The sequence below is a fragment of the Cloacibacillus sp. genome (assembly GCA_036655895.1).
Lineage (GTDB): Bacteria > Synergistota > Synergistia > Synergistales > Synergistaceae > JAVVPF01.
Map to the genome: position 1 here is coordinate 1 of JAVVPF010000026.1, position 16452 is coordinate 16452.

Genomic DNA, 16452 nt, shown 5'->3' on the forward strand with positions numbered 1-16452 from the left:
GCGCGGCTGAGCGAATATCTCAGCGTCGGGCACTTCGCCTTCAAGCGTGTCCATCGGCACGCGGATGTGTACGGGGCCGGGACGTCCGGATGATGCCAGACGAAAGGCGCGGCGGATCAGAAAAGGGATTTCCGAGGCCTTGTTTATTGTAAACGAGTCTTTTGTTATGCTTTTGAAGAGCGCCGTCTGGTCGAAGCCGGTGAGCATGTTTTTCGGGCCTGTAGCAAGGTCTATGTCCGTCGTTATGACCAGCATAGGGACGCAGGACTGAAATGCTTCGACGACGCCGGGCACCATGTGCGTCGCGCCGACGCTCGGACCTTCACAGACGCCGACTTTGCCGGAGGATCTCGCGTAGGCGTCGGCCATGAAGACTGAGTTTCGTTCATCGCGCGTCAGATGGTAGTTTATCTCGGGATAATCCTCCCACGCGTCGTAGAGCGAGAGCGTCGTTTCGCCCGGCAGTCCGAAGACGTCGGTCACTTCGTATAATTTAAGCATTTCCAGCAGAGCCTTGTTCGCTTTCATAATTAATATCCTCCTAAAAAGTACGAGCCTAATATAGTTCATCATAAATGATTGATTAATCTCGCATAAGCATAGCTAATTTTTGCATTTCAGTCAATAGCCGCCGCTTTAAATAAAAAATATTGACATGATACGCGACAGCTTTTATAATGAGCATCACTTACTACTCTTCATTGATGAATGGAACAACGGACGAGCGTCTGAAATTATCAAAATCATAAGGAGGCATCTGTTATGAAAAAGATCAAAATCGTTGTAGCGGGAGGCGGCTGGGGAGGCTGCGCCGCAGCAATAGCTGCGGTAAAGGCGGGAGCTGATGCCGTGCTCCTTGAACGCGCGGATATGCTGCTTGGCACCGGACTGGTGGGAGGCATCTTCCGCAACAACGGCAGATACACCGCGGCTCAAGAGATGGAAGCGATGGGCGGAGGCGACCTTTTTCACGTCATGGACGAAAACTCCGGCCATAAAAACATCGAGTTCCCCGGCCACGCGCACGCAAGCCTTTATAACGTCTATACGATAGAGCCGGCCGTAAAAAAATATTTGCAGGATATGGGCGTGGAGGTGGCGACAAACGCCTCCGTTATGAAGATTGAAAAGAAGGACGGCAAAGTGGCCTCCGTTACGACGCGCGACGGCGCCGTTTATGAGGGCGACGCCTTTGTGGACGCAACGGGCACGTCGGCCAATCCCGCCAACTGCGTGAAATACGGCAACGGCTGCGCAATGTGCATCCTGCGCTGCCACACCTTCGCGCCGCGCGTCTCCATCTGCACGCTTGCGGGCATTGAGGAATGGAACGGGCGCAAGAAGGACGGTTCGCTTGGCGCGATGAGCGGCTCGTGCAAGCTCTTTAAGGAATCGCTTGGAGCAGAGATAGTGAAGGAGCTTAATGAAAAGGGCGTCTGCGTTGTGCCTATCCCGGCTGCTGCGAACATGAGCGAAAAGCTTGGAATGAAGGCCTGCCAGCAGTACGCGACGAAGGCTTTCGCGGAGAACATAATTCTGCTCGACACCGGCCCCGCAAAGCTTATGACGCCTTTCTTCCCTCTGGAAAAACTGCGCATGGTGCCGGGCTTTGAGAACGCGCGCTTTGAGGACCCCATCGGCGGCGGCAAGGGCAATTCGATGCGTTATTTCCAGTTCGCAAATTGCAGCCGCACCTTACAGGCGCAGGGAGAGGTGGACAACATCTTCTGCGCCGGCGAAAAGGGCGGCGCGATGGTGGGACACACTGAGGCGGTAGTGACGGGCACACTTGCCGGCAACAACGCGGTGCGTCTGGCGGCGGGCGAGGCTCTTCTTGAGCTGCCAAGCGCGCTTGCCGTGGGCGATTTCGTCAATCACGTCGTTGACGAGATGAAGGACGACGCAAAGCGCGGCACGAAATACACCTTCTCCGGCTCCGTTTATTTTGAGCGCATGAAGGAGCTCGGCCTCTACGACTGCGATCTCTCCTCAATAGAAGAAAAGGTGGCAAAGGCCGGCATGACCGACATCTTCGCCAAAAAAATAAAATAGCTCGCCCGCGCTCGGCATTTGCACGTTCCCTATTTGAAGGAGGCGTTTTTAGTTGGTTCCAGACCTTACAATAATCCACTATATTTATGTAGCCGTCGTTTTGATCTGCATCACGCTAATGCTCTGCCGCAAGGACATTGTAATCGCCTGCGTCATCGGCACGTTTTTGATAGGCGTCGTTTATAAAGGCTCCGTCATCGCCGCCATTCAGGTGCTTTTTACGGCGCTTATGGTGGCCGGCACCGACCTCTTTGGGATTATGCTGGTGATTTCGCTGATGGTGGCGATGCTCCGCGTGCTGAACAGGATGGGGGCGGACTACCTGATATTCCTGCCCTTTAAAAAGATAATCACAGGGCCGAATCAGGCCTATATATTCCTGGGCATCATCGCGTACATTTCCGCGTCGCTTTTCTGGCCGACGCCGGCTACCGCGCTTGTCGGAACGCTGCTCATCCCGGTCTGCATAAGGGCGGGGCTTACTCCGATGGCGGCCGCCGTCGCTGTGAACATTTTCGGCCACGGCATGGGGCTTTCGGGCGATTTAGTCATTCAGGGGGCGCTTAAGCTCTCATCGACTGCGGCAAACGTGACGGTGGACGACCTGTTTTTTAAGGTTGCCTTGCTTTCCGTGACGACGGGCATCGTTGCCGGCTTCGTCGCGTGGGTGATGCTGCGCAGGGAGCTGAAAACTTTCAAAGGCTCCGCGGAGTGGGAAAAATATGAAGAGACTGCCGAGCACCACGCGGAATATAAACCCTGCGCCATCTATTTCGCGGTGGGCGTGCCGCTGGTTTTCGCCGCGATAATCGGGTGTATGATCCGCTATGACATAAAGGGCGGGGACGCGACCGCTCTCATCGGCGGCACCGCGCTCATGCTGCTTACTATTGGGACTATCGTCAACGACAGGAGAAAGAGTTTTGACGATATGGTCGGCTTTCTTAAAGAGGGCTTTTTGTTTGGGATAAAAATTTTCGCGCCCGTCATCCCCATCGCCGCCTTTTTCTTCCTCGGCGCGAACTCCGTGACGGACATTTTAGGCAGCGGCGCGCCAAAGGCGCTCTTTGACGTAGGCCAATGGCTTGCCTTCCATCTTCCGATGGGCCGCGTTCCCGTCGCCTTCGGTAATCTCATCGTCGGCATGATAGCGGGCATCGAAGGCTCCGGCTTCACAGGGCTGCCGCTTACGGGAAGCCTCGCGCAGGCGATAGGCGGGCCTCTTGGCCTCAACGTCGCCTACATAGCCGCAGTCGGGCAGATGGGCTCTATATGGACGGGCGGCGGGTGCCTCGTGCCGTGGGCCTTCGGGCTTGCCGCGACCGCGGGCATCTCGGGAGTGAATCCAACGGAGCTTGCAAGAAGAAACTTTTTCCCTGTATGCTGCGGGCTTGTCGTCTCTACGGCGCTTGCAATCTTCCTTATGTAGCTGTCACAATTTTTCATAGAAAACGTCCTCCGCGCGGCACGGCTCGGAGGACGTTTTTTATTTGCTTTATATTTTAGAGAAAGCGCGCCGCGCGAGCTTCACGCATTCGGAGAGCAGCACCACGGAAAAGCCAAGCAGCACTATCTTGCCCCATATCGCGAACGAGAGCGGAACTGTGTCGAAGAGGCCTCCGCCGTACTGCGTTATCAGCGCCTGAAGCGCGAAGGTGAGCGAAAAGACGCCTATCATCAATTTGTTGCTCGCGAAGTTGCGAAAGACGCTGACGTTTGCAAGCGCACGGCTGTTGAAGGCGTTGAAGAGCTGGCAGACGACAAAGAGTGTGAAAAGCAGAGTCGGAAGCTGTTCTTTCGCGCCGCCTATGAAGTTCGTCCAGTGCTGGGCCATGAATATCGCCGTGATATAGAGCCCGTTTATGACGATGCTGCACATCATGCCTTTTGAAACTATGCCGTCGCTTCTTTTTATCGGAGGCTGGTCCATCAGGTCGCCGCGTATCGGCTCCAGTCCCAGCGTCAATGCTGGCGGCCCGTCCATTATGATATTTACCCAAAGTATTTGAAGCGCCGTGAAGGGCGCTGAAAACCCGGCCATGATCGAGATGAGTATGACAAGCACCGACGAGAGGTTGACCGTCAGCTGGAACTGTATGAAGCGCTGAAAGTTCCTGTATATGCCGCGCCCCCACTGCACAGCCTGAACGATGGTGGCAAATGAGTCGTCAAGCAGCACGATGTCGCTTGCCTCCTTTGAGACCTCTGTACCGGAGATGCCCATCGCTATACCCACGTCGGCGTTCTTTATGGCGGGCGCGTCGTTTATGCCGTCTCCCGTGACTGCGACGACGCTGCCAAGCGCCTTCAGCGTTTTTACGACGCGCATCTTTATTGCGGGCGTACTGCGCGCTATTACGCGAATGGACGGAAGTCTGAGCGCAAGCTCTTCGTCGGAGAGGCGTTCCAGTTCGCGCGCCTCCACGGCAAGATGTCCGTCGTCAAGAATCCCCAGCTCGTCCGCGATGGCGGAGGCTGTTACGAGGTTGTCCCCCGTGAGCATCTTGATCTCAATGCCGGCGCCGCGGCACCGCTCTACGGCGGAAAAGACCTCGGCGCGCAGCGGGTCCGCGATGGCGGCAAATCCGTCAAAAGTCATGCCGCTTTCGATTGTCGAACGCGCCGCGTCATAGTCCGCGCAGGGAGCTACGGCGCGGTGCGCGAAGGCGATGACGCGGCGCGCACGCGCCTGAAACTCGGCTATCTCACCTTCAGCCCTCCGCCTTTCCTCCGCGCTCATTGCGCAGGCGGAGAGTATTTTTTCTGGGCTGCCCTTGCTGTAGGCGACAAGCGACGCGCCGTCCGCGGCTATGGTCGTCATATTTTTCGTCTCAGACGAGAAGGGAAAAACGTGGACTATCTCGCTCTTTTCGCGGACGGCGCGGTAATCGCGGCCCGCTGCGTGCACGGCCGCAAGCAGAGCGCACTCCGTGGGGTTGCCTATGAAGGAGCCGCCGCAGTCATTGCGCACCTCAGCGGTGCTGTTCAGGCAGAAGTTGCCAATAAGCGCCTCGTCCGCCAAATCTTTTGGCGCAAGCCGCGCGCCGTTTGCTACCAGCTCTTTCACGGTCATGCGGTTTTCCGTAAGAGTGCCCGTCTTATCGGAGCATATAACGTTCACGCCGCCTATCGTCTCACAGGCGGCCATTTTTTTGACGAGCGCGTTGTGCTTCGACATTTTGATGACATTTATCGCAAGCGAGACGGCGACGATGGTGGGCAGCCCTTCCGGGACGGCCGCCACGATGAGCACGATGCTGGTGATGAAGGCTTCGGAGACCGTTTCAAGCGAGGCGGCGCCACGCGCGATGAACGAGGCGAGCTGGATAAAAAAGACGGCGGCCGCGGCGCCCGTTGCGGCAAACGCTATTTTTTTACCCATGCGCGCCATTTTTTCCTGAAGCGGCGTGCTCGATTTCTCAGACGAGGCAAGCTCCCCCGCTATCTTTCCAAACTCCGTGCCGTCGCCTACGCCCGTCACCACAGCCGTACCCGCGCCCGCCGTCGCAAAGCAGCCGGAATAGATCATATTAGCGCGCTCCGCAAGCGGCGTATCGCAGTCGCCGTATACCGCCTCCGCCTCCTTGCGCGCGGGAGAGCTTTCCCCAGTGAGCGCGGATTCGTCCGCCATCAGCGCCGAAGCTGTGAGGAGCCTTGCGTCCGCGGGGAATTTGTTTCCCGTCTCGACGTTCAAAATGTCGCCCACCACTACGTCGCACTGCGGGATAAGCTGCGGCAGCCCGCAGCGCACGACGCGCACCTTCGTCTCGTCTCCCATTCTTGAAAGCGCCTCAAAGGCCTTCGCGCTGCGCCCCTCCATGACGACCGTGATGACGGAAGAAAGCGCTATTGCCGCGATTATCCCGGCGCATTCGATAAAAACGGTCTCACGTCCGGTCATGCCGCGCGCCACGTTGACGCCTATCGTGATAAGCGCCGCCAAAATAAGCATCATGATCATCGGCTCGCGCGCTGAGGCTAGCAGCCGGCTAAACGTCGAGACCGGCTTCTGTTTTGTAAAGCTGTTTTTTCCAAAGCGCTTCCGGCTCGCCTTCACCGCGTCTGCGGAAAGCCCCACCGCCGCCTCCACGCCAAGACGCGCCAGCGTCTGTTCCGCGCTTTCCTGAAATGCCGCGCGCGCCGTTTCCTCATCTTTTCCAAACCGCATCTTCATCACACATCCTTTTTTGTCTTACAATAAAAAAATGACCCTGCATCAAGCTCCGCGAGCCGAAACAGGGTCATAAAAAAAGACTCCATGCAGCTCTACGCAGAGCAATACATGAGTCTCGTTATTTAAGACAAGCCAGACTTTTTACTGCCTAAAGCCAAGATGTTGACTTGCCACGCGTCAAACGCGCCACTACTCCCTCAAGGGTGTTTTAAATTGTCTGACTAAATTAACATCACAAATATTTTTTGTCAATAGGCGGCGCCTCCGCCACTTGCGCAAAAACGCGCGCGGCCTGTTTTCACCCTATTTTGAGAGCGCGTCTATCAGGTTTGAAAGGTGTCTTTTCATCGTCAGCTCGGCAAGCTCCGGGTCGCGCGCCTCTATCGCCTCGTAGATTTTTCTGTGCTCGCTGTTGTACAGGTGGCCCGCGTTGCGGCGTATTTTTTCAAAGGCCTTTGAGTATTCCTCTTTTTTGCGCAGAAGTTCCACTATCGCCTCAAGTATCTGATTGTGGCTCGCCGCGGCGAGCGTCCTGTGAAATTCCGTGTCGAGCGCGGAGACCGGCGCGCCGTTTTTAGCCTGCTTTTCCTGTTCGCGTACTATTTTGCAAAGAGCGTCGACCTCTTTCTGCGTGGCGTGCAGCGCCGCAAGGCGCGCGACGGCCGTCTCTACTGGCAGGCGCGCCGCGAGCAGGTCGAGCAGATAGTTTTTGTTTGTCGCGTCCACAACGTCAAGAAAGCCTTCCGTCCATTTGTCGTGCCAGCGCGCCTGTTCAAGCTCGCTAAATTTTTCCTCGCCCTTAGGCGCGATGGCGCGTCCCTGATTACTGCGCTTTTCCGTATATCCCGCGCAGTCCATGTCGCGCAGTATGCGCCCGACTGTGGCCTCGGCCTTCGCAAAGCCCTTGGTCTCCAGATAGCGCTGGATGGAGCCGGCGCCCGCGGGTTCGTCGGATTCTTTCAGGAACAAAAGTATGTTGTATATCATATCGTCACGAGACTGAAACATGCGGGACCCCTCCGGTCTGTTTTAGATGCGCTTGAATCATCATTAATGATTTAAGGATACCTAAAAGCTCCGTATAATGCAAGCCTTACGTTGCAAACAGACGCATAAATAAAAAACGCAAAGCCAGCGTTGCAGCCAGCTTTGCGTTTACCCATTAAAAACCAGTTACGCCACATAATGGACGGCGCGGCACAGGGCGTAACGCAAGCCTGTGCGCCCGTAAATAACGCGTTAGGGCCCTAGAACCCTTCCAGCGAATTTATCACCTGGGCGGTCTGGTCGTTGTCGTTGGTTACGGAGAGGATCATGAGGCTGCGCGTGCTGCGGTCTTCCGTCACTATTACCAAGGTTTTCACACCGCTTGTCGTCGTTTCGAAGGCCCAACTGTTTTCGTTGATTTTTTTGGGCTTTGTGCCGCCTATCTCGCGCGACATTTCTGATGCGGTCTGCGAGGCGCGTTCGTCGGTGTCGAAGCCCGTCATTATTGTGATGGCCGATTCGTCGCGCGGCGCGTAAAGTTCAAGCGACGCAGCCTCCGTCTTTGTGGCTGGCGTCTCCTGGTATCTCCAGCCGGCGGGCAGAGTCAGGCGCACACGCACGCCGCTGAAGGTCTTTTTTGTGCCGGAAAAGACGACGGGGGCTGACGGCGCCGGCGCGGCGTATGACGGGGCCGCGTAGGGGTCGGGCGCTGGCCGGTAGGATGAGGAGCCGCCAAGGCGCACGAGCGTGAAGCCCTGTGCGCGCGAGTTGTTTGGCTCATATCCCTGGTATCTGTTGCGCAGGGTGCGCCGGTCGCCGTCAAGGTCGAGCGCGAGGCCGGTCTGGACGTTGATGAAGACTGCGCCGTGCGGGCCGTTCTGTATGCGCCAGCGCTGGTTTGCACGGCCGTGCCACGGCCATAGCAGGATTTCGACGCCGTTTGCCCTTCGGCCGCCGGCAAGGTCGAGCGCAAGGTTTGTGTCGCGCCACATGACGCGGTATTCTCCGCCGGCAAGCGGCTCTATGCGCCAGTAGCGCCAGTTTTTGTTGTTTTCGTTCTGAAAGATTATGACAGGGCTGCCCTGGCCGTAGGTTTTGTTCGGCAGCCACGCGCCAGTCATCACAAGGCTGCTTTGGGCCTGCCGTATCATGTACCGGCCGGAAATGGCGGCCTCCGCGCGCGCGTTTCCCGCGCAGACGGCGATGGCCGCGGCAAGAAGCGTCATAAGAAATAGTTTGTTTATCTTCACCGTATCTCCCCCTAAAAATGCTTTTACATTCTTACAGGGGGCATCATAACATAAAGGGAGCGCCGGGGGCAACGCGCCGCGCTAGCTCAGGCAGACTCTGTCTTTTCCTTCGTGCTTTGCGCGATAGAGCGCTTCGTCGGCTCGTTTTAAGACGGCGTCCGGCTCTTCGTCGGCGAAGAAGGAGGTGACGCCTACGCTTGCTGAGATGGAGACGCGGCTTTCGCCGTTTTCAAAGGTGAGGGCGAGCGCCGCGCGGATCTGTTCGGCGAGCGCGCGTATCTCTTCGTCGGAAGAGCCGTGGGCCACTACGACAAATTCGTCTCCGCCAAGGCGCGCAAGCTGCCTTTTTGGGCCGGCCGCGTCACGCAGGGCGGCGGCCGCGGTGCGCAGCGCGTCGTCGCCTTCGAGGTGGCCGAGCGCGTCGTTTACATTTTTGAAGTTGTCCAGGTCGATGAAGAAGAGCCATTTCACTCCGTCTATACATTTGAAACGCTCTATGGCGTGAAGGATGCCTTCGCGGTTGTAGAGGCCGGTGAGCGGGTCGGTGCGCGAGGCGTGGCGGAGCCTGCGGTTTTCTTCAAACTGTCTGTATGAGTCGGTGATGTCGATGCGGCTGATGAGCACGATTTTATCGGCGCGGTCCAGGTAGGCGAAGGAGATGCGTTTGGTGCGCGGCGCGCCGTCCTCCATGACTGTGGCTATCAGGCTGTAGCGGCCGCTTTCTTCAAGGCGCGGGATGACGTTTTCCATGCTCATCATCTGCATGACGCGCTGATAATCTTCCGGCGCTACAGCCTCTTGGTTGTAGGCCGCGAGGGTGGAGCTGTAGCTTTCGCCGTGCGCGGGCGGCGCGAACGGTTCGTTTTCTTCTGAGCAGAATATTTTGTAGGTGTCGTTTTTAGCGTCCACGTAGGCCAGGTAGTCATACTCGTGGGCGACGACGGAGAGCATCTGCGACGATATTTTGCTGTCGTCTATGTTGTGGGTGACGGAAAAGCCCATGAGGTCACCTGTGATCGGGTCGGGCAGCAGTTTCACGCGCGTGTTTACCCAGATGAGCCCCTTCGTCTCATGCCTGTGACGGTACTGCTGCTCAAACTCGGAGATGCCGAAGCGGTGCGCGTTTACGAGCGTGCCTCGCGAGAAGCCGTCAAGCAGGCGTTCGCGCTCCCATTCGTCGGGCACATGGGTTGCGAAGTGAGCGAGGTATTCGTCGTAGCCGGTGCGGACGGGCAACGCGGCGAGCGTTCCTTTGAGCGATTCGCGGAGCACGACGCCCTTTGTGATGTTGAATTCAAGGCAGAAGGCGTCCGACGCTCCAAAAAGTTCTTCAAAGTAGGCGAGCTGGCTTTTGTGGCGTTCTTCGAGCGCGCGCCGCTCCGTTATGTCCGTCAGGACGAAGTAGACCGTCCCCGCGGCTTTGCCCTTTGCGACGCATTTGACCGAATGCCACGCCATCTTTCCATTTGCTTTTTTTATGAGCAGCTCGCCCTCCGCGGAATAATCGCCGCGGCGCGCGCAGTCGGTGATGCGGCGCGCCTCGTCCGCCGATTCCTGCGCTATTATGCCGCAGCGGATGAAGCTTTCAGGGACGTCATCTGCTGGAAAGACGGTGTAGGCGCCGTCCGCGCGCAGGATGATGCTTTCTTTTATGTTGAACTCGATGATGGTTATATCTGTGTTTTTAAGGGCGACAGAAAGGAGCGCCTTGTAGTTGCGGCGCATTGCGGCGGGCCGCTTTGATGCTGTTGTTTCTGCGGCGCCGCGTGCTATGGAATTATTTTCTTTTGCGCTCATGAATATCACCCGTTTGTTTTTAATGAGTTCATTATAGTCTATATCACAATAAAGTAAAGTTTTATGGGTACTTTTAGATTTTTATTAGTAATTATGGATTATTTTACGCAATTTGTTGCATAAAAGGTGCTTCGTGACGCGCAAGCCTCCATGCGTTTTTTGGATTTATACACCCTTTTGTCAAGTATTAAACCGGTAGTTTTATCTTCTTTTTTTACATATAATAGGTATAATAAGGGTGGTTTTTTATAGTTTGGAAGTTGCTAAGTTTGCTCTGCATACGAAAGCGAATCGTTGAAGGAGCTAAGATTTGACAGCGATGGATGATTTAAGGCAGGCCGACTGTGAGCCGGCAAAGAAAAAAATACTGATAGCCGACGATTCCGTCGTTGATCGTAAGATTTTGGCGGATCTTTTGTGCCGCGACTATACGGTGAACGAGGCGGACGACGGCGCGCAGGCGATAGAAAAGCTCGCGCGCGAGCCTGATACGGCGCTTGTGATTTTGGATCTCGTCATGCCGAAGCTTGACGGATGCGCCGTGCTTGAACGCTTGCAGGCGGACGAAAAGTTGCGGGACATCCCCGTGGTGGTGATAACGGGCAGCGACAGCGAGGAGAGCCAGATAAAGGTGCTTGATTTGGGCGCGGCCGACCTTGTGGCAAAACCTTTCAAACTGCGCCTCATAGAGCGGCGTATCCGCAATATAATGGATCGGCGCGAGGCGGCGGCGCTGCGCGAAAAAAACAGGCTTTACGAGCAGCACATCAACCAGCAGCGCACCTTCATGAAACGCTCCGAGACGGACGAACTGACCGGGCTTTACACGCGCGCGGCCTTCCTGCGCCACACTGAGGAGCTGCTGAGTTTCGACCCTTCCCACGACTACGTCATAGCTCGCTGGGACGTAGATCATTTTAAAGTTTTCAACGACATTTACGGAACAAAGATGGGAGACCGCTTCCTTGCGGATTTCGGCGCGATGCTTTCGGCCAACCATCTGAAAGGCTCCATAATCGGGCACTGGGACGCAGACCACTTCGTCGCCTGCGTCAGGGCCGAGGATTTCGACCCTGATGCGATGTCCTTGTGGCTTCGTTCTAACGTCGCAAAAGAACACATAGATTTTGAATTTATCTTCCGCATCGGCATCTACGCAATAAAAGACAAGAGCGTGGACGTCAGCATCATGTGCGACAGGGCGCACCTTGCGCTGCGTACGACTAAAAAGAGCTTCAATTGCCGCTACGCCTATTATGAGGAATCAATGCGCTCAATGCTCCTCGAGGAGCAGGAGATGATAAACGAGCTTACCATCGCCTTCGAGCAGAGGCAGTTCGTCATCTATCTCCAGCCGCAGTACGACTACGACAGAGACAGGCTCATAGGAGCTGAAGCTCTCGTGCGCTGGAACCACCCGCGCAAGGGGCTTATCCCTCCGATGAAGTTCATTCCGGTGCTCGAACGCAACGGCCTCATCATACAGCTTGACGAATATGTCTGGGAGGAGGCCTGCCGCCTGCTTCGCAAATGGCTTGACGCCGGCATCGACCCGCCCTCCCTTTCGGTCAACATCTCGCGCGTGGACGTCTATAATCCAAGGCTCTGCGACATAATAACGTCGCTTGCGGAAAAATATTCCATCGAGCCCCGCTATCTGCACCTTGAAATAACTGAGTCGGCCTACATGGAAAACCCCGACCAACTTATAAACGTCGTCGAAAAACTTCGCGCCCACAGCTTCACCGTCGAAATGGACGATTTCGGCAGCGGCTATTCGTCGCTGAACACCTTAAAGGACGTCCCCGTGGACATCCTGAAGCTCGACATGAAATTCTTAAGCCGCGGCAACTCGGCGCGCGGCGGGAGCATCTTGAGTTCCGTGGTGCGCATGGCGCACTGGCTGCGCCTTCCCATCATAGCGGAGGGTATAGAGACGCACGAGCAGGCGGACTATCTAAAAAGCATCGGCTGCACCTGTATGCAGGGCTATTATTTCGCGCGTCCGATGCCGGTGGCCGAGTTTGAGCCGCAGATATACAACCCGAAACAGTCGCCGCTCTCCGAACGCTACAAGGACGCGAAGGTACAGCGCGCGGAGGAGTTTCTGGACATCTCGGCGCAGACGGCGCTTCTTTTCAACAGCTTCGTAGGCGGTGCGGCCATCATTGAATATTCTCACGGGCGCGTTGAAGCGATGCGCATAAACGACAAATTCCTGGAGACGATCGGAGCCACCCGCACCGAATACCTCGCACAGCAGGCCAACATCATCGACCGTTTCTACCCAGAAAGCCGCATACACTTCGTGCACATGCTGAAGGCGGCGGCGGAAAGCGGCGAAGAGGCCTCATGCGAGGTGCACAGCACCCCGATAGAGGGCGGCGCGGACATCTGGACCTTCGTTCGCGCGAGGCAGCTTGCGCAGAGCGACCAAAACTACATCTATTACATCTCAATAGAAAACATTACGAAGCGCAAGAAGCTTGAGACCGAAAACACAAACCTCTCAGCGCAGATGGCGGGCTTAATAAACAACATACCGGGCGGCATCTTGACCTTCGACGAAAAACTGCGTTTCACCTACTCAAACGAGAACGCGGCTTCGATGTTCGGCTTCACGAAGGCCGAAATATGCGGGCTGTACTCGGTCTCTCCGTTCGCCGCGGTCTATCCCGACGACAAAGAGGCGGTGGCCTCTGCCATCGACGCGCTCTTCCATCAAAAGAACCGCACGGTCGCGGTCAAATATCGCCACGCGATAAAGGGCGGCGGCTGGATCTGGGTGCAGGCGACCGCAAACCTCATAAAATCGCCGGGCCGCAGACGCATGGCGAGCGTCGTCGTGCTTGACATCGACGAACAGGTGCGCAGCGACGAATTAAAGGCGGCACAGGCCCGTATGCTTGAAAAACAGCGCGCTCTTATACAGACCCTCTACGATTCAGCGCCCTTCGGCGTCATGCAGTATGAAATAAACGAAAAAGGCTTCGACCTCGTGGGCTACAACGAAGCCGCATGGCGCATATTCGGCTACACAGACGAGGCCGAATACGCAAACGACCTCCTCAGCGGCTCAAGGGTGAAAAACACCCATCCCGAAGACATGCCGCTCGTTCAAAAAAGCATCGCCCGCGCAGCCTCGATGGACGAAACCGCCGACTTCGACCACCGCATAGTAACGCGAAAAGGCGAAGTGCGCTGGGTGCACACCACTTTGAAAAAGACGCGCTGGTCCGAAACGGGCGAAATATTGCAGGCCGTCTTCAGCGACATCACAGACCAAAAAACTGGCGCCGGTTTATAAAAACGGCCGCGCAAAAAGGGCCCGCGCACAAATCCTGCACGCTTCGTCCCGCGCGTGCGCGGACAAATATTGCCGTGCGTATTTTCCCCGCCCTTCAATAAGCAAAGGAACGTTATCAAAAAGAGCGCCTTGTCGTTAAAATCATGGAAATAAAGCGTGATTTGAGCGGAGTGAGGCTTATGAAAAGGTTCGTAACGATACTGAATAAAAAGAGTGCGGCTTTTGCCGCGGCGCTTTTGCTGACCTGCGCCGCGCCGGCCTGTGCAGGCTTTGGCTTTTACGGCGGCGGATGGGGCCCGTCGTGGTGGAGCGCAGGCGGCTCGTGGGGGCCTGGGCCCGGCTGGGGCATGGGCTGGGGCGGCCCCTCCGCCGGATGGTGGGGGCCGTCGCCCTACTACAATTATTACAACGGCGTGCAGGACGGCGTAGGAGCGGGGCTGCTGCTAGGCGAGCTTGACAGGCTTCTTGGAACGCCCGCACCCGCGTCGACTGAAAACTACCAAACGGTGCTGGCGGAGATAAACGCGGCGGCGCAGACGATGGCCCAAAAAGAGGCGCAGCAGGCGGCGCAGCTTGTGACGGATTCAGGCGTTGAAGCCGCAATCAGCTCGCTGGAATCTTACTGGCGTCAGCAGACGATGCAGACTGAAGCCGTGACAAACGGCGGACAAAGCCGCCTCGGCGTTTCCGGCTTCACGCAGGGGCTGAAAATCCTATACATAATAGACCAGACGCAGTCTAACGTCACCGTCATCGTAGGCACGTCCCAGTTTCAGATACGTCAGACCGCGCAGGCTCCCTACACGCAACCGCAGTGACCGCGGCCGTGGCCGCGCACGGTCACATTATCGGAGGATCGCTGCTTACTATGATCTCGGCCTCGGCCTCGCCGTTGTTCTCCCATTTGTGGACGACGAAGCCGTCGTAATATATAAAGTCTCCGCTGTTCATCTGGCACGATGTTTCGCCGTAATGAAAAAGGACGGCGCCGCGCATGACGTAGAAAAATTCGTCGCAGGGGCGCGCTGCCTTCGGCATGACGGCAAAGCCTCCGGCCGGGATGTTGATGACGGCGGGCTGCATCTTCGCGCTGCGCTTTATTGTAAGATAGCGGATGGTGGCGCTCTCCGACAGCCCGGTGCGCATGACGAAGCCGTCGCCGCGTCTTACCGGGGATATCGGCTCCACCTCATCCGCGTGGGTGAGCGCAGTCATTGGCACGTCGTAGGCCGCGGCCAGCCTGCGCAGGCTTTCAAGGCTCGGGGATGACTTTCCCGTTTCAAGTTTTGAGAGCTGCGCGATGGAGATTTTTGTAGCGCCGGCAAGAAATTCGAGCGTCCAGCCTCTTTCCTTGCGATAGTTCCTCAATGTCTCTGAAAATTTCATTTTACCACCCTCTCGTCAGGGAAGCTCAAAAAGACAAACAGATCGGTTATAAAGACGTTGCGTCAGTTGCTGGCATTGATATGATTTTTCATATTATATCAATTCTCTTCAAATAATTAAATAGGTTATCAATAAATCGTGCAAACGTTCGGTACGCGCGAAAACGGCGGCGAGCGCCGGAGGCTCGGCTTAGGTGCGTTTTTATCGTTTTGATATGCTGGTGTTTGGAAAAGAAATCTTTTTGGCCGGGTCGAGGCGGCGTAATGCGTGACGCGCCGCCTCCGTCTCGTCCTCTCCGTCAGGCGGAGGGGATCAGTTGTTTTTAAGCAGCGCGAGCGCCCCCGAAGTCTGAAGCAGGATGCCGGTCTTTATACATTTTTCATCCGCCTCAAAACCCGCGCTGTGGAGCGGTGGATTTTCATCCCTCTCCGAAAAGCCGCAGCCGAGCTCGTAAAAGCACGAGGGGCGCGCCGCGGCGAAATAAGCAAAATCTTCCGTGCCCATAGTGGGCTTCTTTTTTATGACGACCTTTTCGTCTCCTATGGCGCCTCTTGCTGCGCTAACGAGCAAAGATACGGTATCGTCGTCGTTTATAAGCGCCGTGTAGCTGGGGCGCAGGATAAATCCGGCGCGCGCGCCAAGCGAGGCGGCCGTGTGTACGGCGGTCTCCTCTACACGGCGGCGGAGCAGTTTTCTTGTTTTTTCGTCAAGCGAGCGCATAATGCCGGTCACTTCGACGCTGTCCGCTATTATGTTCCCCTTCGTGCCGCCGTGTATCGAGCCTATCGTGACTACGCCCGGTTCAAGCGGAGAAAGCGCGCGGCTGACTACGTTCTGCACCGCCGTCACAAAGAGCGCGGCCGCGGCTATAGCGTCGCAGCCTTCGTCGGGATGGGCGCCGTGACAGCCGCGCCCTGTGAAGACTATCGTAAATTCGTCGGAGGCGGCGTGCATCTTGCCGTACATAAAGGAGGCGCGTCCAGCCTCAAGCGACGGGTCGACGTGCAGCCCGATGACGTGCGTCACGCGCGGAAACTCAAGCACGCCCGCACGTATCATGCGCTCCGCGCCGCCCGTCGTCTCCTCCGCCGGCTGAAACAATATCGTGACGCCGCCTTCAAGGTCGCGCTCCATCTCCTTCAGAGCAAACGCCGCGCCAAGCGCGCAGGCGGCGTGTATGTCGTGCCCGCAGGCGTGCATGACGCCGGGCCTGCGCGACGCAAAAGAAAGGCCGGTAGCCTCTGATACAGGCAGAGCGTCGATGTCGGCGCGAATGGCTACGGCGCGCGCAGCTCCGCGCCCTATCCGAACGCTGAGTGCCGTCCCGTCCAGCAGCCGTTCGTATCCTATGCCGCGCGCATCTAGCATTTCGGCAATTCTCGCACAGGTGGGCTGTTCGCGCCCCGAAAGGTCAGGCTCTTCGTGCATCCTGCGCCTGAAGGAGATGACCTCGGGCAAAAATTTATCTATAAGCTTCGTCAAATCGCTGTTATTCATCA

At 56.6% G+C, this 16452-nt stretch carries 11 protein-coding genes; 4 read left to right on the forward strand and 7 right to left on the reverse strand.

Translation table 11 applies throughout. The features are described from left to right. Positions 1-528, reverse strand: a 528-nt coding sequence (locus tag RRY12_09010; protein MEG2184804.1) for a thiamine pyrophosphate-binding protein, incomplete at its 3' end; no start/stop codon positions are given. A 234-nt stretch (positions 529-762) separates the two neighbouring features. On the opposite strand from RRY12_09010, the gene RRY12_09015 reads away from it, so the two are divergent. Further along, a complete protein-coding gene (locus RRY12_09015; GenBank protein ID MEG2184805.1) occupies positions 763-2052 on the forward strand; it encodes an FAD-dependent oxidoreductase in 1290 nt (429 codons plus the stop codon). Between the two features lie 52 nt (positions 2053-2104). Further along, complete coding sequence (locus tag RRY12_09020) at positions 2105-3481, forward strand: hypothetical protein (GenBank protein ID MEG2184806.1); 1377 nt, start codon at positions 2105-2107, stop codon at positions 3479-3481. 66 nt (positions 3482-3547) lie between these two features. Here RRY12_09020 and RRY12_09025 read toward each other — a convergent pair whose 3' ends face one another. The 4 genes from RRY12_09025 to RRY12_09040 all read right to left on the reverse strand — a co-directional run bounded on the left by RRY12_09025 (position 3548) and on the right by RRY12_09040 (position 10260). Next, the gene (locus tag RRY12_09025; protein MEG2184807.1) at positions 3548-6226 is read right to left on the reverse strand and encodes a calcium-translocating P-type ATPase, PMCA-type; all 2679 of its coding nucleotides are present in this window, start codon (positions 6224-6226) and stop codon (positions 3548-3550) included. Positions 6227-6529: 303 nt separating this feature from the next. Continuing rightward, a complete protein-coding gene (locus tag RRY12_09030; GenBank protein MEG2184808.1) occupies positions 6530-7234 on the reverse strand; it encodes an FCD domain-containing protein in 705 nt (234 codons plus the stop codon). A gap of 239 nt (positions 7235-7473) precedes the next feature. After that, on the reverse strand, positions 7474-8463 hold the full coding sequence (locus tag RRY12_09035) for an RICIN domain-containing protein (protein MEG2184809.1): 990 nt from the start codon (positions 8461-8463) through the stop codon (positions 7474-7476). A gap of 81 nt (positions 8464-8544) precedes the next feature. After that, positions 8545-10260, reverse strand: a complete 1716-nt coding sequence (locus RRY12_09040; GenBank protein ID MEG2184810.1) for a GGDEF domain-containing protein — start codon at positions 10258-10260, stop codon at positions 8545-8547. 319 nt (positions 10261-10579) lie between these two features. Here RRY12_09040 and RRY12_09045 point away from each other — a divergent pair, with 319 nt between their 5' ends. Together RRY12_09045 and RRY12_09050 are read left to right on the forward strand one after the other, a co-directional pair. Next, positions 10580-13567: an EAL domain-containing protein gene (locus RRY12_09045; protein MEG2184811.1), complete on the forward strand. Its 2988-nt coding sequence runs from the start codon at positions 10580-10582 to the stop codon at positions 13565-13567. A gap of 179 nt (positions 13568-13746) precedes the next feature. Further along, positions 13747-14385 (forward strand): hypothetical protein, encoded by a 639-nt coding sequence (locus RRY12_09050; protein ID MEG2184812.1) that lies wholly within the window; start codon positions 13747-13749, stop codon positions 14383-14385. 22 nt (positions 14386-14407) lie between these two features. On the opposite strand, the gene RRY12_09055 is transcribed toward RRY12_09050, so the two are convergent. Together RRY12_09055 and RRY12_09060 are read right to left on the reverse strand one after the other, a co-directional pair. Further along, a complete protein-coding gene (locus RRY12_09055; GenBank protein MEG2184813.1) occupies positions 14408-14953 on the reverse strand; it encodes an XRE family transcriptional regulator in 546 nt (181 codons plus the stop codon). Positions 14954-15265: 312 nt separating this feature from the next. Further along, positions 15266-16450 carry a M20 family metallopeptidase gene (locus tag RRY12_09060; GenBank protein ID MEG2184814.1) on the reverse strand — a complete coding sequence of 395 codons (1185 nt, stop codon included), beginning with the start codon at positions 16448-16450 and terminating at the stop codon, positions 15266-15268. Positions 16451-16452 lie beyond the last annotated feature (2 nt).